This is a genomic window from Sphingobacteriia bacterium (assembly GCA_017304685.1).
In the GTDB taxonomy this organism is placed as follows: domain Bacteria; phylum Pseudomonadota; class Alphaproteobacteria; order Rickettsiales; family 33-17; genus JAFKLR01.
In genome coordinates, this window is record JAFKLR010000003.1 from 610,061 (window position 1) to 627,448 (window position 17,388).

Consider the following 17,388-nt stretch of genomic DNA (forward strand, 5'->3'; position numbering starts at 1 on the left):
TAAATTACAAAAATTTTTGCTTATCAATATTTTTTATATATATTTAAATAAAAATATTAAATTAAAGAGATTAAGGAATGGTAAATGTAACGCGATTAAAACAATATACAGTAATTGCAAAATCAAGAAATCATGAGTTAACTATTGATGTAGATAATTCCTTAAACGGCCTCGATTTAGGAATGGATCCACATGAATTAGTTAAAGCCGCACTTGCTGCATGTACTTCAATAACTCTTCAAATGTATGCCGACCGTAAGCAATGGAATTTAGAATCTGCGGATGTTGAGATCGATATCGAAGATGAGAAGGGGAATGAAGTAAAATTTTCTAGGATTATAAATTTAAAGGGAAATTTAAATGAAGAACAAAGGCAAAAATTGCTTGAAATAGCGAATAAATGCCCTGTTCATAAATTATTAGAAAAACCTAGTATTATTACAAGCTACCTAAAAGACTAAACCTTTACTTCATTATTAAAATATTGCTTTAAAGCTGATTTATGGCCAATTGTTATGATAGTTGCTTTAGGTAATTTTTCTTTAAGAAGCTTAAAGAATATTTCTTCATCTTCTTCATTTAATGCATTTGTACTTTCATCCATTATTAAAATATCAGGAAGAGATAAAATTGCTCTAATCAAGGCGATTTTTTGCTGTTCACCTAAACTTAAAATTATTCCCCAATTTTCTTCTTCATCCAATCTATCGCTTAAGTAATCTATTCGAGCTGTTTTCATTAAGCTTTTTATATAATCTTTATCGTTTTCAGTTAAACAAGTTTTAGGATAAAAAATAACTTCTGCTAGAGTACCAAAAGGCATATAGGTTCTTTGCGGAATATAAAAAATATTTTTATCAGATGGAATATTAATTTCTCCGCTTCCGAAAGGCCAAAGTCCACGTATTGCTCTAAGTAAAGTACTTTTACCTGCACCATTTTTCCCAGTAATAATGTAACTTTCACTATGCTTAAATGTAACGTTTAAATTAATTATTAAGCTTTTACCAAAAGGAGTTTGTATATTTAAATTATTTAAACTTAATTGATCGCCCTCATTAGTAATTGCAATAGCTTTAGTTTGAGAAGTTTGATGCCAATTTTCAATGTTTGCATTAAACTCAGTTAAACGTATTATAACTGCTTTGTATGCTGCGATTGAGCGAAAACTATTAACTAAAAATGATAACGCAGTGTGTACTTCTCTAAAAGCGCCATAAATTTGCATTACTTTTCCAAGTGTAATTTCTTTTTTGAAATAGCGAGGGCAGGCTGCAAGAATTGGAACTACAGTAGTCATATTATTATATAAATTTGTCCATATGCTTAATCTTTTATTTATATGCATGTATATGTAGAAATTATCTACGATCTTGTCTATTGCAAGTTTAAACACGCCTTTTTCAAATAAAACACCTTTATAAAAAGCAATGTTTTCACTATTTTCTCTAAAACGCATCATGCGAAAGCGGAAAGAAGCTTCTTTTTGTTCTTGTAAATAATCAATAAGTGGTAAATCTCGACCAATTCTATATGCAACAACTGTTCCAATTCCAGCATAAATAACAGAAAGCCACACTAAATAACCCTTAATAGCAAAATTAGTGTCTAAGAGAGTAAATTTCAATACACCAGATAATGTCCAAAGAATTGTAACAAAGCTAATTAATGACACGATACTATTTAATAACCCTAACGTAAGAGATAAAGTATAATCAATAAAATAGCTTATATCTTCGCTTATCCTTTGATCTGGGTTGTCATTTTTTGCTCTAAATAAATTATTAGTACCATAGTAAGCATCATTATTGGTCCATTTATTTATGTAATCCTGTGTCATCCACTTACGCCATTCAATTGTAAGAATACTTTGAAAAACATATTTTGAAACAAAAACTAGGATATAAAAAAATACGATTATAAAAAATGTGCCAAGAGCTTTGTAAATACCGTCTTTATTATATTCTTGAAGGGAAGTGTAAAAATCATTATTCCACTCATTTAGAATAACATTAAAATATACCATAACTAATTCTAAAATTATGGAGGTTATAAAAAGCGCTATAGCCTTTTTTTTATATTCACTTTTAATAAAGAAATCTTTTCCTAAATCCCAGGCGTTTTTGATGATTTGCATTAAATATATCCAATTATGTTTATAATTGGATATATTTAAGATTATGCGAAGTTGTTAGTCAACAAATTTGATAATTATAATTAAAGTTCCGGAGCGTTTACGGGTTGTTTCTTTTGTTTTTCAATTTCAGCGCGCTTATTTTCTATTTGTCTAGTTTCATGTTTATAATCATCATGAGTCGCCATTGTAATAAAAGTTAACCCACCTAAGCCTATTGAGGTTGCGCCAGCTTTAAGTAAATGTTTACCTAGTAATTTAGTATTAACTTTTATAGGTGATCCAATAGCTTTATTAACAACTGTTAATAAGGCTATTGTTAAAATTTTAGGTGTATGACCTTTAATTATTGATAAAATAAATCCTGGCAAATTACTATAAAGAAAAATTGTATTATCTAAGAAATTTTTCACCCTATTTGCAAATATAACTTTTTTAGTTATTTTAGGGTTTTTTACCATATCTTTATAATATCTGTTCTCAACATTTTCATTATCAGTATTACGCTCACCAGTTGAAGTATGAATCTTATAAAGCTTATATTTTTGATATTCTAACATATTATTGAATTTAGAAGTATATGAAATATTTTCTGTTATAAAACTGCATGTCATAAGAGCGATTTTTAAATCACTAATTAAAGATAATTTTTTCTTATCATTTCTATAGTGATATTCAATTTGCTTAAAAATGTTTTTAAATTCTTTCGTAGGATTAGTAATTTCAGTCTGGCAACAAAATAACTCAATAATTTCTGATAAATCTTTGAGTTCAATGCTAATGTTTATATCGGTACCATTAACATTGTAAGATCCGTTATTTAAATATTTTAGGATAAGTATTTTTAAATCTTCATTAGAAATCACCTTATTTCCAAAAAGTTTTTCTTTTTTTTCTCTTATTAACGTGGACAATTGATTTTGTGAAATTGTTAACTTATTTTTGGCTTCATTGTAATTATTTCGCTTTTTTTCTTTATTTGAACCAGGAACGATACCCCATTGTGCATTTGGTTTAAACTCTTTTTCTGCTGCTTTAAAGATTTTTTGTGCTTCTTTACAATCTTTTCTCAATTTATTTTCTTCATCATTAATTAAATTATCGTAGTCTAAGCCCTGTGTTTTTATAAAAGAATAAAGCATACATCCATTACTATCTAAATCAAAAAGAGAAAAATTAGCTATATCTTGCAGGCTTTTACCCTGTTTTAGTTTAATTACATCTTCTTCCATAATTAAAGGTTTTGATTCATCATTACCTTCTGGAGTTTGATCTACAATTTCATCCACCCATGATTGATTAATTTTTGTATTAAAAACAAGTTCCTTAACTTGTTCAGGTGCTAAAACATTTTTAGGTGCTAAATTATGGAAGTAACTTTTAACTCCTAAAACATTTAATAATCCCTTATAAATCACTTCATTAAAATAATATGCAAATTTCATATAGTTATCCTTTTCATAAATTATAGAATTATAATTGATTTTCGTTAGCAATTTGAGCTTGCTGATTTTGAATTTCAGTGCGCATGTTTTTAATGTCCTTCATATGATTTTTATATATAGTATAAGCATCATTAATATTAACACCTAAATTAGTTACCACTGTTGTTGCAGCAATTGTTTTAAATAATGTTTTAAACCTAATGACATTTTTATAAACTAAAGGGATTCCAATTAAACTACCTATTATAGTGATAATAGCTCCAACTAAAAGACCAATATCTCTATAATTTAAAATGTTTTTATCTAAAGTATTTTTAACAAAATTAGCAAATAATGCTTTTTTAGCAATTTGTGGATTTTCTGCTAAATGCTTAATAAAGCTAACTTGAGTTCTCTTTTTGTCATTAATACGATCATAATTCTCTTCTCCTGAAAGGAAAAGATCATCTTTAATATCAATTTCATGCTCTAATTGATATCTTTGATGTTTTAAAAGATTAGAGTATTTTTTTAGATGTTTTACAGAGGATTCATCTTTAAATATTTTTAAATTAAAATTTTTATTAATCTCTTTTTTAAGACATTCAAGGAAATTTAATTTCTCTCGATCATTTTTATATGTGTCTTCAATAACTTTAAAAATGCTTTTAATATTTTTTATTTGTTCGCCAGCCTCTTTACATGAATAAATTGACTCTGAAGCATTATAATTATGATAAACATAACTTCTAATAATTGTAACTATATCTTCTATTTCAATAGATACATTACTTTGTTGATTAATTATGCTGAAACTGTCTTGATTAAGGAATTTAAGTATAATGCGTTCAATATCCTCTTTTGTAACTTCTTTATATCTAAAGACAGTATACATAAACAGTTTTAACTGCTCTTGTTTTTCTTCAAAAGAATTTTCAGTTTGCTGAATTTGAGATTTTAAAAATAAATAAAGCATACGGCCTTCAGTATCAACATCAAAAGGAGAAAACTTGGAAAGTACATTTTCAAATTTATTTGTTCCCTTATTTTTAAATTCAAATAGTCCGTTAGATGAAAATATAAAATTTTGATTATCTTTTTGTAAATTTCCAAAATATTCTAACCAACTTTTATTAATTGTTTTATTTGTAGTAGAAAGTAAACTTTCCATTCTCTGGGGAGTTAAAGGTGCTATATTTTTAGTGGATAGTATATAAAAATCTTTTTTTACACCTAAAATATTTAATAATCCCTTGTAAATAACTTCATTAAAATAAAGTGCAAATTTCATATAGTTATCCTTTTAATAAATTTCAGTTATTATATCTTAAAATTTATTAAAAAGCAAAATAAAATTAACTTTATTTTAATAAATCAATTAAGTTCTTATTTTTCAGCTACATATTTAGTTTCTAAATATTCAAAAATACCTTCAATACCACCTTCACGACCAAAACCAGAGTTTTTAATGCCTCCGAATGGGATTTTTGCATCAGAAAGGCGAGTATCATTAATGCCGATCATACCAAAACTTAACCTTTCAGCCATTTTTTGGTTTCTTTCTTTATTTTCTCCACAAATGTAACCGGCTAAACCATAATCAGTGTCATTTGCTATAGTAATTGCTTCTTCTTCACTTTCAAACTTTAGAAGAGATATAATAGGCCCAAAAATTTCGTTTCGAGCTATATCCATTTCATTATGAACATTGGTTAAAATGGTTGGCTCAAGAAAATATCCTTTATCCTTTATACGGTTACCACCTAACGCTATTTTTGCGCCTTGCTTAACAGCATTTTCAATAATTCTAAGTAAACGAACGAGCGCTGCTTCATTAATAACACTTCCTAAAAAATTCTCTTCATCAAAACCGTCACCAACCTTAATTTTATTAACTATATTTATTAATTCATCATGTAATACATTAAATATTTTATCGCTAACTAAAACTCGATTAACTGCAGTGCAACTTTGGCCATTATTACGAAATTTACCATTTAAAATCATAGTAATTGCAGTTTCAATATTAGCATCTTCATTTATAATTAATGGAGCATTGCCACCAAGTTCCATTGAAAGCTTTTTAAGGGAATCAGAAGAACCACGCATTAACATTTTGCCTGTTGCTGTAGAACCAGTAAAACTAAGCTTTCTTACAGCAAAAGAAGTTAATAACACTTCGCCAATTTCTTTTGGATAACCTGTTACAATTTGTAAAATATCTTTGGGAAGTCCTGAATCTAGCGCAAGTTTACACATTAAAAGAGCGGAGAAGGGCGTGTATTCAGAAGGTTTAATAATCATTGAACAGCCTGCCGCAATTGCAGCACCAGCTTTACGTGTTATCATTGCTAAAGGAAAGTTCCATGGTGTAATTGCAGCAGTAACACCAACTGGTAAATATGTTACCTTACGTTCTTTAAATATGTCATTTGAGGGAATAATATAATCATGATTCTTTTTCGCTTCTTCACTAAACCAACTTAAATAACCTGCTGCATAATCAACTTCCGCTCTTGATTCACGCAATGACTTGCCAGCTTCAAGCGTAATAATTTTTGCGATATCTTCTTTATTCTCAATTAATTTATCGAACCATTTTTTTAAAATTTCAGCTCTAAATTCTTTAGATGTCTTTTTAAGTTCTTGTTGAGCAGAATCAGCACTTTTAACTGCATCAATTATTATATCTGCATTTAAGTTAGGAATAGTGCCAATTAATTCTTCATTTGCAGGGTTAAATATTTTTATTTTATCATCACTATCAACCCAGTTGCCAGACACAAAGGCTTTCTCAATTAAAAAACCTTTTTCTTTTAATTCTTTAATGATTTCAAGGTGTTTCATAGCTATTATCCATATAAGTAATTAAATATATAAATAATATTATAAATTAAAAAATTGTAAAGAGCATAACTAAATAATTACACTTTTACTTATTTGATTAATTAAATACTATTTTATTTGAAAATAATTTTTAATTCTATTTATTGGAGCGTTTATTAACCTTTGACATATTTCATTTGAATTATTGAAAATAGGGATAATATTATTACTGTAAGCTTCTTTCCAAATTTTTTCAGGAGAAATATATTTAATTCCAATATAAAATAACGCTAAGCTTACCGTAGTAATTGCTACTTTAAATATTGAAAAAATTTTCCATTTAGTCTCTGCTGTTTTAATATTCTCATTATTTTCAATAGTTACTTTTACTTCTTTGATATAAATATTAGTAGTATTATTAGAACCATTATTCTGTGAAATAATTTGAGATGTTTCTGGTACTTTAGAATCTATAACTTTTGCAGTTACTTTATTAAAAGAATTTATTTCTTCTTCAATTGTTTTATAAAATATATAATCACAAGGCGTGTAATAAGCGTGATCTTTAATTTTAGTATCAGCTCCTGCTTTTAATAATGTAATAGCAATCTCTTTATTATTCGCTACCATTGCAAGGTGTAAAGAAGTGTATTTGCCACTAGTAGTTTGAGAATTAATCTCTGCGCCATTATTTAATAAAAAAATAACCATATCTTTTAGCCCTAAACTCGTTGCTTCATGTAAAGGAGCATAACCAAAATTATCATTTGCTTTGCAATTAATGTTAGCGCCATTTTTTAATAATTCTTGAACTTTTGAAATATCGTTGTTTTTTACAGCTTCTAATAATTCACTATTTTTTTCATCATAAATCACCTCATTATCATCATCTGATTCATAAGCAAGATTTTTTCCTAAAGCCATTACACACCATAACATTTTATTAATTATCAAGCAGGAAGTAACGATATATTAATAGTTAGTAAATGTAAATAAAAAGGTTAACAAGTTTATTCTACAAATTACTGATTTATAGTGTAAAAAAATTTTTATATATGATTATTAAATATAAATTAAATACTGTTTAAAACTAATGCAAAGTTTTTATATGATCTGAATTAATAGCATTCCATTTCATTAAATTTGCTTCATCAATAGAAACTTCAAATGTTATTGAATCTTCAATATTTTCTACGCTTAGAATAGATGCATGCTTATAAAGCCATGATATTTTATCACTTTCTTTGACATGCAAACTTATTGAAAGTTTAACATCATTTTCCATTAATTTTTCATCAATTTTCTGTAGCAATTCATTAATGCCTTGCTTTTTTAAAGCTGAAATTTTTATTGCATCTTCAGGTAAGTCGTCTGTTGAATCAAGTTTATCGACTTTATTATAAACATGGATAGTATTATTTTTCCATTTCTCTACTAAACCAAGGCTTCTCATTACTTCAGCAACGTCTCGTTCTTGTTTTTCACACATAGGTGAAGAACTGTCTTTAACGTGAAGAATAATAGTTGATTCTGCAACTTCTTCTAACGTGGCTCTAAATGCTGCGATAAGTTCAGTAGGGAGATCAGCAATAAATCCAACAGTGTCAGAAAGAATAACGGTTTTACGTGATGGAAGTTTTATTAACCTCATAGTTGGATCAAGAGTTGCAAAAAGCTTATCTTCAGCCAAAACACCAGCTCCACTTAATAAATTAAATAATGTTGATTTTCCAGCGTTAGTATAACCAACAAGTGCTACAATAGGATAGGGGGTTGCATCGCGATTTTTTCTATGTAAATCACGTGTAACACGAACTTTTTCTAAATGTTTTTTAATTTTCGCCATTTCATCGCGAATCATCCTTTTATCAAGCTCAAGCTGAGTTTCACCAGGGCCCCCGGTTTTACCTAATCCACCACGTTGTCTTTCAAGGTGAGTCCAAAGTCTTACAAGTCTTGATTTTTGGTAATCAAGCTGCGCAAGTCTTACTTGCAATTTACCTTCTTTAGTTCTTGCGCGGGATGCAAATATTTCTAATATTATACCAGTTCTATCAATTACTTTAGCATTTAACGCTCTTTCTAAATTTCTTTGTTGAACTGGTGTTAAAGGCATATCGATATAAACTAATCCAACTTTAAAATGTGCAATTAAAGGTTTTATTTCCTCAATTTTTCCACTTGTAATTAAAGTACTAGGTTTAAATTCTTTAGTATAAATAATAAATTTATCAACGACATTTAATTCAAGTGTTGTGGCAAGACCTTCTGCTTCTTCAAGTTTGAAAAGAACAAGATCAGGTTTAATAGTTCCTTTAATGACAGGAAGTATAATTAAGCAATTAGTTTTTTCAATTTGCTCAAATACACTGTCCGTTTTTGCCATTTATTACCTCGTTTTATTTTAAGACTAACATTATATGTTTCTTTTTTCCAACTGATAATTTTAGTTTATTATTTACAAAATCATTAGTAAATACTTTCTTCATCTCTTCATTAATTATATTATCATCTAACTTAACTGCATTTGACTTAATCATACGTTTTGCTTCAGCACCTGTCTCAACAACACCTGATTCACGCATAATCTCATATAATGCTTTTCCATTCTCTAAATCAGATTGAAGAATCTCAAATTCTGGTAAACCTTCACCGCTTCGATTTCCGCCAAATGTACTTGCAGCAATTGCTTCTGATTTTTTTGCTTCCTCTTCACCATGACACAGTTTTGTAGCTTCATTGGCTAAAATAACTTTTAAGTTATTTATATTTTTCTCAGTATTTTCTAAACTTGCTATTTCTTCTAATGAAAGGTCGGTGAACATTTTCATAAACCTAATTACATCGCGGTCATCGGTATTACGCCAAAATTGCCAGTAATCATATGGAGATAACATATCTTCTTTAATCCAAACAGCACCTGCTTCTGTTTTACCCATTTTAGCTCCGCTCGCAGTAGTAAGAAGAGGGGTAGTAAGCCCGAATGAGTCTTTAAGACCTAATTTTCTAGCAAGATCGACACCATTAATTATATTACTCCACTGATCGGAGCCACCAATTTGTAAAATACAATTTTTATGTTTATTTAAATAGGCAAAATCAGTTGCTTGAAGAAGCATATAGCTAAATTCAAGAAAGGAGAGGCTTTGTTCGCGTTCTAAACGTGTTTTTACACTATCCATACCAAGCATGCGGTTTACTGAAAAATGCTTCCCATAGTCCCTTAAAAATTCAATATAGCCAATTTTCATAAGCCAATCAGAATTATTTACAAGCTCTGCATCAGTTTTTTCATTTCCAAATTTAATGAACTTTTTCATGCAATGCACTATTCCCTCAAGATTTTCTTGAATTTCCTCTTCTGAAAGTAGTGAACGAGCTTTATCTTTAAATGATGGATCGCCTATTTTACTAGTAGCGCCACCAACAAGCGGTAATGGTTTATGTCCATGTTTCTGAAGTAACCTCAAAACCATCACTTGAATTAAATGCCCAACATGCAGTGATTTACCTGTACAATCTGTGCCGCTATATGCAATGATGGTTTCAGAGGCAAATTTTTTATCAAGTCCTTCAATATCCGTACATTGGTAAAAATATCCACGTGCAATAAATTCCTTTAAAAAGCTGCTTTTTGGGGTGTAATTCAGGTCTTCCATCTTAATATCCTAAAATTTTTGCAATATTTAATTTAAATGGTTATACTTAAAAAATTATAAACTTTTTTGAGAAAAACTTGATGCAGTCTAAAGCTTTATCGATAATTTATCAAACAATTTCTGAATATACGGATAATTTTAAAGGGCAAAATGGAAATCCTATTTTAGATAGTAAAGCTAAATCGATTATTACTACAATTCTGGCTAATACATTAAGTAATGACCTAACCGATGAGGAAGTTGAAACTAAGGCAAAAATTTATGTAACTAATTTAGAAAGTTTCCTCAGCGAAACAAAAAATCAAAACACCATTTTTTCAATGGACAGCGTTGAGCAAGGAACATTTTTAAGTTTCATTGCAAATGGAATGCAGGAGAAAGAAAAATTTAAATCTACGATTATTGATATGACAACAAATGAATTAACAAATGGTGTTTTGAATCAAGATCATGAATTGATTGAAGAATTTAAAACTAAATTTAAATTTGTTGAAAATATAAAAGGTCAAATAGCAGAATTAGTTCAGGAAGTTTTAATTGATGAAGCTAATAAAGATTATAATGCTTTTCTAAAAAAAGTTGCGGCAATACAAAAGAAAAAACAAGAAATTATAAATCAAATATTTGATCAAATTAGAAAAAAAATTGACCAAAAAATGTCTGTTCAAAATGTGAAAATTTCTCGTATAGCGCTTTCAGTTGCAGCTATTAGTGCGGTGGTTGGTTTAGGATTTGCAGCCATTGGTGGGATTTTACCTTTAGATATTTTACTACCAGCTTCTTTTGGTCTTAGTGGCGGAATTGTAGCTAGAGAGATTGCTAAAATTTCTTTTGCAAAAGAGAAAAGTAATAAAGAAAAAGAAAATATAAATAGTATGGATTTTGAATTTGAAAAAACCTCAACCCCATTAATTAAAAATGAACTTAAAAGAGAAATTCAAACTCGTAAAAATTTAGAGCAGGTTATTAATCAGAAAGATTTAAAAGACGTTAAAAAGGTCTTTGAAAGTTACGGTTTAAATGTAACACCAGAAGGAATGGAAATAACACGAATTACTAAAGTGAAAACAGTAGAAAAAGAAACTGAAGTTAAAAAGAATAAAGGCCCCGAGCTAAATAGGTAACAATAAAAAAGAGCTGTAAAGTACCAGCTCTTTTTTATTGAAATAATTAGCGACCGTTAGAAACTACTGGTTGACCAGTTGTTAATACCGCAGTGTTTGCTGCATCATGTGCATTTCTCATAACATTGTCTGCAGCTACAACAGTATTAAATTGTGTACCTGAAGGAAGAGAAACATCAACTGTTGTATTAGCTACGTTAATAACTGCTTCACGTTCATTTAATAGGGTTGCATTTCCACGAGTAAATAAGTTAAATCTTTTTGTTGTTAAACCAAAGAAATCTCTTACAAGTGATGGTTTTAATTTAAATAAATAAACTATGCCTAACGCAGCAGCGCTTGCAAGGGCTAATTTAAATAAATTTCTAAAATGAGGAACTTTTTTTTCAGGAGCCGGTGGCTGTAACTGGTCATCCGCATTAACAACATTTTTTAATTGTTCATCAGACGGTGTCTTACGAACTTTTATTGTTAATCCTTCTGTAAAAATGTCTATAAAAGGTCTTTCCTTTTTAAATTCATTATATTTAACAAAAGATAAAACAGCATTAGTAAGTGCTGAAAAACCTACATAAGCTCCAATCGCAATAGGAAGTGTAGGAGCTAAAAACCATGCAGCTGCAGTTCCAGCTACAATAGAAGCTTTACCTTTATTTTCTAAAATTAGTGATTTCATTCTTTCCTCCAATAAGTAGTTGATATTATTATATAAACATAATTTTTAAAAAATATAAACAAAAAATTGAAGAAAATTTTATTATTTACATATGATTAATATCTTAGTAAATTAAGTGTGCAAAAAATTAGTTTTAAAAATTGAAAAGTTGTTTAATAATATTATAAGTAACAAATAAGAGTAATTTAATGTTAAACTATATATATTATCTATGGCATTCTATAACACATTGCCATTTAGCGCTTACTGGTACAGCAAATTATTATAATTGTCGAGTGGAAATTGTCACTATAATCATAATTATAGCCTTTATTTTAAGTTTAGTTTTTTATTTTAAAAGCGAAGATATTAGTGGAAAAGAAGCTTTCAAAGTTTTTTTAGGAATAATAGGGGTGTTATTTTTCTGTGGATTTATGTGGCATGTTATTAATTTAATTATGTCAGCATAAACCCACAAAAATTTAAGTATAAAATTTAACGTAGGCGATTAAAATCATCTCTTTGAAGTTGATTTCTCTGATCACCACCTGCGAAATCACCATTTCCTTGTGGTACAAATGCATTAACAATATTTCCAGCATTTTCAGGTTTGTAATTAGAAGCAATATACGCAATTGCCCCTAAGCCAGCCGCGCTATAAATAAATAATCTTACCATCCTCCAAAGTTCAAATTCCTGACCTTCTATACTTGGTAAAGTTTTATTTACTATACGGTTTTTATTTTTAGGTACACTAGTTAAACCTTTAAAAAATGTTCCAATAAAACCTTTATCTTGATCAGGACCCATATTATTACTTACGAAGGATAAAATTAAATTTGCTCCTATCAAAGCTGTAAAAAAAGAAGTGAACATAGTAGTTAAAGGCACGCCATTAGCTGTAACGTTATTTAAAGTATAATATGCAGACACTAACAAAGCTACACCAACAGATACTTTACCTTTTTTTTCTAAAATTTTCTCAAAAGTCATAATTTTATCTCCAACTTAATTGTTTTCTTTTTCTCTCTTTTCTTGAGCTTCTGTAGTAAACCTTGCATAGGGGATTATGAGTAGCCTCTCAATTCCTATAGGATTACCACTTTCTTCGCAGAATCCGTAAGTACCATTTTCAATAGATTTTAAAGCTTCTTCAATTTGAAAACGTAAATTTTCTTCATGTTCTTGGTACATAAAATCATTATATTGAAGTTCTTCATCAGTCCCTGTATCTACAAAATCTGGTTGTTTATAAGGGGTTTCCCTAACATTTGAAGAGATGGAATTTTCTTTATTAATAATTTCTATTAATAAATTAGTAAGTTTATCTTTAAAAAATTTAAGCATGTCAGGTGACATATAAATTTTATCTTTTAAAGGATCGTAATCATTTGGTAGGGAAGAAGAGATTATTGATTTATTCATAACGAAGTCCTCCAAAAAATGATTATATTTAGTGCGCCGCTGAGTGTGAATTTACTCTTATAACAAGTGCTACTGCATGATAAACCGCAGATAACCCAACTAATGAATAAATTACTCTTGAAAGAACGCTTTGCTCGCCAAATAGGGCGCTTACAATATTAAAATCAGCAATACCAACTAAACCCCAATTTAAACCACCAATTATCATTAAAACTAAAGAAATTAAACGTACGCTTTTCATACAAACCTCCAATAAAAATTTAAACGACAAAAAAAAGTATAAAAGTTAGTATAGTATATAGAAAATCTAAAAACTATAAAAAAAATATTAATCTCAATAATTAAATTTACAAATCATTAGAAAAGTTAGCGTGAATTTTATAATTATATTAAGACGTGAGTATGGAAAATTGTAATTTTTTATCTAAAAATATAATTTTAATAATAAAAATTAGGAAAGTTTTCTAAACAATTGACCAATTATATATTAGAAGCTGGATAATCTACTGAAAGAGTTATTAAGAGTTTTAATGCTAAAGTTGTTATATTATAATAACCTTTAATATTAGCTAAAATTTTCCATAATATATATTATAGGATTATTATTGTAAATAAAATCATAAAAATTTAACTTTACTAAACCCTATTTTTATGTTAATTATATTTCTGTTAATTAATAGAGGTTTAACAAATATGTCTATTACAGGATTTTTAGTCACTACTATTAGTACTTCAATAATTATTCCTAGTGCAGTAACTGCTGCGAGCTTTCTTTACAAATCATATAAAGATGGCGAATATACGACATTTGATGAAGCTATTGAAACACTTAATTATTTCGGTCCGCAATCTTCAGTTAAAGACACTGTTCGTGAATCTATGTTAGATAGCGCCATTATCGGAGCCTCTTTGTATACGCTTCGGTCAATCTTCTTTAATGGCTTCAGTGCTTTATTAAACACTGTACCATTAACTTCTGCTTTGGTTTATAGCGGGATAAAGTTTCAGCAAGAAAAAGAAAAATTCAAAGAATGTTCAACTTCTACACTTGTTTTAGATGTTTCAAAAAATTTATTAATAGCAAGTTTACCTATTATTCTTGGAAATTGTACAAAAAAAATTGATTTTAGAAGTATAGCATCATGTGCAGCTTCATTACTTTCAAAGTAATTTTTACTTTGCTTGTTATTAGTTTTAATAAAAATTTAAGGGGTTAATCTGTAATTATAGCATCTAATTTACAGTCATGCCTCTCTTCTTTAAAATCACTTAATTGTTCTTTATATGCTACCCCAATTAATTTAGGTTTGTTTTCTAAGATTTTATGAAAATATTCTAAAGTAGTATCATAATATCCTTTACCATAGCCAATGCGGTAATTCTCATTATTAAAAGCAACTATCGGAACAAAGATATAATCAAGGTTTTCAGCAAATTCTTCTTTGATTGGTTCTAAAATGTTATATTGCCCCTTTTTTAACTCATCCTCTTTACCATTCCATTTAGCGAATTTAAGAACTTTATTATTATTTTGAATTACAGGTAAGTAAAATTCCGCATTAACTAGTGATAATAACCTTAGAATATTAACTTCATTTTTTACTGGAAAATATAAGGCTACTTTTTTGTTTTCTAATGAAAATTGCTGTAAAACCTTTTCTAATATATTTACGGATTTTTTTTCAATTTCACTAGCACTAAGCTTATTTCTTTGAAATATATAAGTTTTTCTTATTGCTTCTTTATTTTCCATAAATTTTAAATATTAAGTGATATTTTACTAATAACATATTCTTCTTAAAGAATAAAATTTATATTCGTTAAATTATAATTAATAACAACTTAACTTTAATTAAAATGTTAATATTGTAGAAATACAAACGTTATTAATATTGTTGAGATTTTTAAAATGATTACACTAGGTTTAATTGCATACACTTTCGGCCCAAGCATGATATCATATGGAGTTACCCAAATTTATTATCGAATTTTTAATAAATTTTCTTCTGAGAAAAATGAAACTGATGAACGTAAGATTAAGTACAATTCATATTTTATAGGAGAAATTGTAAGCACAATTTCTATGAGCTCATTTATTATAACAAGCTTTATAACAGCTTGTAATCTCAAAAATAAAGCATTAATATTTGATTCTTTAATTACTTTTATTCAGGGTATGGCAGCAACAATTTCATATTTCAGTATCCGTAATAATACTTATGATAGGCTTTATAATGATAGGCTTTCTTTATTAGAAAAAGCTCAAATCTTTAATGAAGCACGTGATGAAGCTTTAGCAAAAACAGCTTTTATAACTGGTTTACTTGCAACTTGCTTAAATAGAAATACTATAAAATTTGCGATTAATACAGGAGCAAAATTTGCTTCAGGAAATATGAATACTACACTTATTAGATAATTATATTACTAATTTTAGAGGGAATTTATTTATTTCCTCTAAAATTAAGTGCTTCAATAATTTTTTGGAGTAAAATATTACTTAAGTTATTTGAGTCATCAATTTTGATGGCATTGCTATAATATCTTGTAACATCATGCCCAATTCCAATTGCCATTAAGTCAATCAAACTGTTTTTCTCTAAACGCTTAATAACAGCTTTTAAATGATTTTCTAAATAAAGACTTTCATTATTCATATTGGTAACTTCATCAAGTGGTGCACCATCAGAAATTATTATCAATATTTTTCTGCTTTCTGGTTGTTTTGCTAAGCGATTATAAGCCCAAAGTAATGCTTCTCCATCAATATTTTCTTTAAGTAAGCCTTCTTTAAGCATAACAGCTATTGAAAATTTTGCCTTTTGCCAAGTTTCATTAAAACTTTTATATATAACATGTTTTAAATCATTTAATCTTCCTGGATTCTTCGGAGAGCCTTCTGATTGCCATTTTTTCTTAGATTGCCCACCTTTCCATTCTTTTGTTGTAAAGCCGAGAATCTCAATTTTAATACCAAATTTTTCAAGTAAATTTGTTAAAATATCAGAACAAATTGCAGCTACTGTAATTGGTTTTCCTCTCATAGAACCTGAATTGTCAATTAAAATTGTAATTGCAGTATTTAAATTTTTTCGAGTTTGAAGTTTTTTAAAATAGTTATCTTGTGAATTGCCTGTAACAATACTTGCAAGTTTTTTACTATCTAATATCCCTTCTCTTTGATCTGAAACCCATGATTTAAATTTATTAGATTCTAGTAAATTAACTAAGTTAAATAATAATTTTTTATCAAGCGCCTTAAAGGTTTTAATTTTTAAATCTAATTGATGCCTTAAATATTTTATTTCATTTAAAGGAGCTAGCTCTTTTGCTTTAGTAATCTTATCAAATTCAGTAGTAAATATTTTGTAATTAATATTTTGATTAAAACTTTCAATATCTATAGTTTGATTATTAAATGGCTCAATTTTAACGCTAACAAATTTTTTATTAGTTAAGTCTTTATGTTCCTCGTTTGTAAAATCAATATTATTTAAATCGGGTTCAACTTCTTGTTCATTTTGGATTAAATCTGTAAAAAAGTTATTAAAATCTGATCCTAAAGTTTCAATAAGTTCATTTGCAAATTTGTTATATTCTTTTTGATTAAGAATATTTTTTTTTAACTGAATGATTATATTATCTATCTTTTGAGAGAAATTAATATATTTTTGGTTAGTAAAGTTTAGATACAATTTATTTAATAATGTATAAAATGCCGAGTTTTCATCGTTTATTTCACTTTTATAAGCACTTAGATTTTGAAAAAATTTTGTAAAATTTTTTTTACTACCTTGATAATTAGTAGAACATATTACTCCTATTCTCAATCTTTCCAGTAACTGGTATTTTAATATAGAGATTTCATTTAAAGGCTGAAATTCTACAAAAGTTTTTTCATCATGAAAAATTGTATAAAAACTTGCTACATCTGTTAAAGCACGCGTGTAATCTAAATTTTCCTGTAAAATTTTTGGTAAAACAAAAGTATGTTGTTGATTATTAAAATAGAAAATATCATCTGCTAAATATTCAATCTGTGAACCTTCTTTAGCATGAACTACAAAATATTTATTTAAGGATTTTTCTAAATTTATCTCTATTTTAGCCGACATTCTTTAACTCATTTTTATAAAATATT

18 protein-coding genes are annotated in these 17,388 nt (G+C 27.9%); 5 read left to right on the forward strand and 13 right to left on the reverse strand.

Features of this window, described 5'->3' with window-relative positions; genetic code table 11:
- The first annotated feature begins 77 nt into the window (after nt 1-77).
- Nucleotides 78-461 (forward strand): OsmC family protein, encoded by a 384-nt coding sequence (locus J0H68_02905; GenBank protein MBN8827638.1) that lies wholly within the window; start codon nt 78-80, stop codon nt 459-461.
- Here J0H68_02905 and J0H68_02910 read toward each other — a convergent pair.
- The 7 genes from J0H68_02910 to J0H68_02940 form a co-directional block, all read right to left on the reverse strand.
- Entirely contained in the window at nt 458-2,137 is a 1,680-nt protein-coding gene (locus J0H68_02910) for an ABC transporter ATP-binding protein/permease (protein ID MBN8827639.1), read from the reverse strand. The genes J0H68_02905 and J0H68_02910 overlap by 4 nt on opposite strands.
- Nucleotides 2,138-2,217: 80 nt before the next feature.
- Complete coding sequence (locus J0H68_02915; GenBank protein MBN8827640.1) at nt 2,218-3,579, reverse strand: hypothetical protein; 1,362 nt, start codon at nt 3,577-3,579, stop codon at nt 2,218-2,220.
- A 28-nt stretch (nt 3,580-3,607) separates the two neighbouring features.
- Complete coding sequence (locus J0H68_02920) at nt 3,608-4,849, reverse strand: hypothetical protein (protein ID MBN8827641.1); 1,242 nt, start codon at nt 4,847-4,849, stop codon at nt 3,608-3,610.
- 95 nt (nt 4,850-4,944) lie between these two features.
- The gene (locus J0H68_02925; protein MBN8827642.1) at nt 4,945-6,405 is read right to left on the reverse strand and encodes an NAD-dependent succinate-semialdehyde dehydrogenase; all 1,461 of its coding nucleotides are present in this window, start codon (nt 6,403-6,405) and stop codon (nt 4,945-4,947) included.
- Between the two features lie 108 nt (nt 6,406-6,513).
- Nucleotides 6,514-7,308 carry an ankyrin repeat domain-containing protein gene (locus J0H68_02930; protein ID MBN8827643.1) on the reverse strand — a complete coding sequence of 265 codons (795 nt, stop codon included), beginning with the start codon at nt 7,306-7,308 and terminating at the stop codon, nt 6,514-6,516.
- 166 nt (nt 7,309-7,474) lie between these two features.
- Nucleotides 7,475-8,770 (reverse strand): GTPase HflX, encoded by a 1,296-nt coding sequence (gene hflX, locus J0H68_02935; protein ID MBN8827644.1) that lies wholly within the window; start codon nt 8,768-8,770, stop codon nt 7,475-7,477.
- 13 nt (nt 8,771-8,783) lie between these two features.
- The gene (locus tag J0H68_02940) at nt 8,784-10,043 is read right to left on the reverse strand and encodes a tyrosine--tRNA ligase (protein MBN8827645.1); all 1,260 of its coding nucleotides are present in this window, start codon (nt 10,041-10,043) and stop codon (nt 8,784-8,786) included.
- Between the two features lie 80 nt (nt 10,044-10,123).
- Between J0H68_02940 and J0H68_02945 the strand changes: the two genes are divergently transcribed.
- A complete protein-coding gene (locus J0H68_02945) occupies nt 10,124-11,167 on the forward strand; it encodes a hypothetical protein (protein ID MBN8827646.1) in 1,044 nt (347 codons plus the stop codon).
- A gap of 46 nt (nt 11,168-11,213) precedes the next feature.
- On the opposite strand, the gene J0H68_02950 is transcribed toward J0H68_02945, so the two are convergent.
- Nucleotides 11,214-11,843 carry a hypothetical protein gene (locus tag J0H68_02950; protein ID MBN8827647.1) on the reverse strand — a complete coding sequence of 210 codons (630 nt, stop codon included), beginning with the start codon at nt 11,841-11,843 and terminating at the stop codon, nt 11,214-11,216.
- Between the two features lie 188 nt (nt 11,844-12,031).
- Here J0H68_02950 and J0H68_02955 point away from each other — a divergent pair, with 188 nt between their 5' ends.
- On the forward strand, nt 12,032-12,292 hold the full coding sequence (locus J0H68_02955; GenBank protein MBN8827648.1) for a hypothetical protein: 261 nt from the start codon (nt 12,032-12,034) through the stop codon (nt 12,290-12,292).
- Nucleotides 12,293-12,317: 25 nt separating this feature from the next.
- On the opposite strand, the gene J0H68_02960 is transcribed toward J0H68_02955, so the two are convergent.
- Genes J0H68_02960 through J0H68_02970 form a run of 3 tightly spaced genes read right to left on the reverse strand, consistent with a single transcriptional unit; the run spans nt 12,318 to nt 13,488 of the window.
- Nucleotides 12,318-12,815 (reverse strand): hypothetical protein, encoded by a 498-nt coding sequence (locus J0H68_02960; GenBank protein MBN8827649.1) that lies wholly within the window; start codon nt 12,813-12,815, stop codon nt 12,318-12,320.
- Between the two features lie 15 nt (nt 12,816-12,830).
- On the reverse strand, nt 12,831-13,247 hold the full coding sequence (locus J0H68_02965; protein MBN8827650.1) for a TraR/DksA family transcriptional regulator: 417 nt from the start codon (nt 13,245-13,247) through the stop codon (nt 12,831-12,833).
- 28 nt (nt 13,248-13,275) lie between these two features.
- Nucleotides 13,276-13,488, reverse strand: a complete 213-nt coding sequence (locus J0H68_02970; GenBank protein MBN8827651.1) for a DUF378 domain-containing protein — start codon at nt 13,486-13,488, stop codon at nt 13,276-13,278.
- Between the two features lie 452 nt (nt 13,489-13,940).
- On the opposite strand from J0H68_02970, the gene J0H68_02975 reads away from it, so the two are divergent.
- Nucleotides 13,941-14,417, forward strand: coding sequence for a hypothetical protein (locus J0H68_02975; protein ID MBN8827652.1), 477 nt, complete (start codon nt 13,941-13,943; stop codon nt 14,415-14,417).
- Nucleotides 14,418-14,460: 43 nt separating this feature from the next.
- Here the strand turns inward: J0H68_02975 and J0H68_02980 are convergent, their stop codons facing one another.
- Nucleotides 14,461-15,000 carry a 5-formyltetrahydrofolate cyclo-ligase gene (locus tag J0H68_02980; GenBank protein MBN8827653.1) on the reverse strand — a complete coding sequence of 180 codons (540 nt, stop codon included), beginning with the start codon at nt 14,998-15,000 and terminating at the stop codon, nt 14,461-14,463.
- A 156-nt stretch (nt 15,001-15,156) separates the two neighbouring features.
- Between J0H68_02980 and J0H68_02985 the strand changes: the two genes are divergently transcribed.
- Entirely contained in the window at nt 15,157-15,666 is a 510-nt protein-coding gene (locus J0H68_02985; GenBank protein MBN8827654.1) for a hypothetical protein, read from the forward strand.
- A 25-nt stretch (nt 15,667-15,691) separates the two neighbouring features.
- On the opposite strand, the gene J0H68_02990 is transcribed toward J0H68_02985, so the two are convergent.
- On the reverse strand, nt 15,692-17,362 hold the full coding sequence (locus J0H68_02990) for a hypothetical protein (protein ID MBN8827655.1): 1,671 nt from the start codon (nt 17,360-17,362) through the stop codon (nt 15,692-15,694).
- Between the last annotated feature and the right edge of the window lie 26 nt (nt 17,363-17,388).

Excerpts from the sequence above, each read along its gene's own strand:
- J0H68_02905 (MBN8827638.1), top strand. The coding sequence starts at position 78 with ATGGTAAATGTAACGCGATTAAAACAATATACAGTAATTGCAAAATCA.
- J0H68_02910 (MBN8827639.1), bottom strand. The coding sequence starts at position 2,137 with ATGCAAATCATCAAAAACGCCTGGGATTTAGGAAAAGATTTCTTTATT.
- J0H68_02915 (MBN8827640.1), bottom strand. The coding sequence starts at position 3,579 with ATGAAATTTGCATATTATTTTAATGAAGTGATTTATAAGGGATTATTA.
- J0H68_02920 (MBN8827641.1), bottom strand. The coding sequence starts at position 4,849 with ATGAAATTTGCACTTTATTTTAATGAAGTTATTTACAAGGGATTATTA.
- J0H68_02925 (MBN8827642.1), bottom strand. The coding sequence starts at position 6,405 with ATGAAACACCTTGAAATCATTAAAGAATTAAAAGAAAAAGGTTTTTTA.
- J0H68_02930 (MBN8827643.1), bottom strand. The coding sequence starts at position 7,308 with ATGGCTTTAGGAAAAAATCTTGCTTATGAATCAGATGATGATAATGAG.
- hflX (MBN8827644.1), bottom strand. The coding sequence starts at position 8,770 with ATGGCAAAAACGGACAGTGTATTTGAGCAAATTGAAAAAACTAATTGC.
- J0H68_02940 (MBN8827645.1), bottom strand. The coding sequence starts at position 10,043 with ATGGAAGACCTGAATTACACCCCAAAAAGCAGCTTTTTAAAGGAATTT.
- J0H68_02945 (MBN8827646.1), top strand. The coding sequence starts at position 10,124 with ATGCAGTCTAAAGCTTTATCGATAATTTATCAAACAATTTCTGAATAT.
- J0H68_02950 (MBN8827647.1), bottom strand. The coding sequence starts at position 11,843 with ATGAAATCACTAATTTTAGAAAATAAAGGTAAAGCTTCTATTGTAGCT.
- J0H68_02955 (MBN8827648.1), top strand. The coding sequence starts at position 12,032 with ATGTTAAACTATATATATTATCTATGGCATTCTATAACACATTGCCAT.
- J0H68_02960 (MBN8827649.1), bottom strand. The coding sequence starts at position 12,815 with ATGACTTTTGAGAAAATTTTAGAAAAAAAAGGTAAAGTATCTGTTGGT.
- J0H68_02965 (MBN8827650.1), bottom strand. The coding sequence starts at position 13,247 with ATGAATAAATCAATAATCTCTTCTTCCCTACCAAATGATTACGATCCT.
- J0H68_02970 (MBN8827651.1), bottom strand. The coding sequence starts at position 13,488 with ATGAAAAGCGTACGTTTAATTTCTTTAGTTTTAATGATAATTGGTGGT.
- J0H68_02975 (MBN8827652.1), top strand. The coding sequence starts at position 13,941 with ATGTCTATTACAGGATTTTTAGTCACTACTATTAGTACTTCAATAATT.
- J0H68_02980 (MBN8827653.1), bottom strand. The coding sequence starts at position 15,000 with ATGGAAAATAAAGAAGCAATAAGAAAAACTTATATATTTCAAAGAAAT.
- J0H68_02985 (MBN8827654.1), top strand. The coding sequence starts at position 15,157 with ATGATTACACTAGGTTTAATTGCATACACTTTCGGCCCAAGCATGATA.
- J0H68_02990 (MBN8827655.1), bottom strand. The coding sequence starts at position 17,362 with ATGTCGGCTAAAATAGAGATAAATTTAGAAAAATCCTTAAATAAATAT.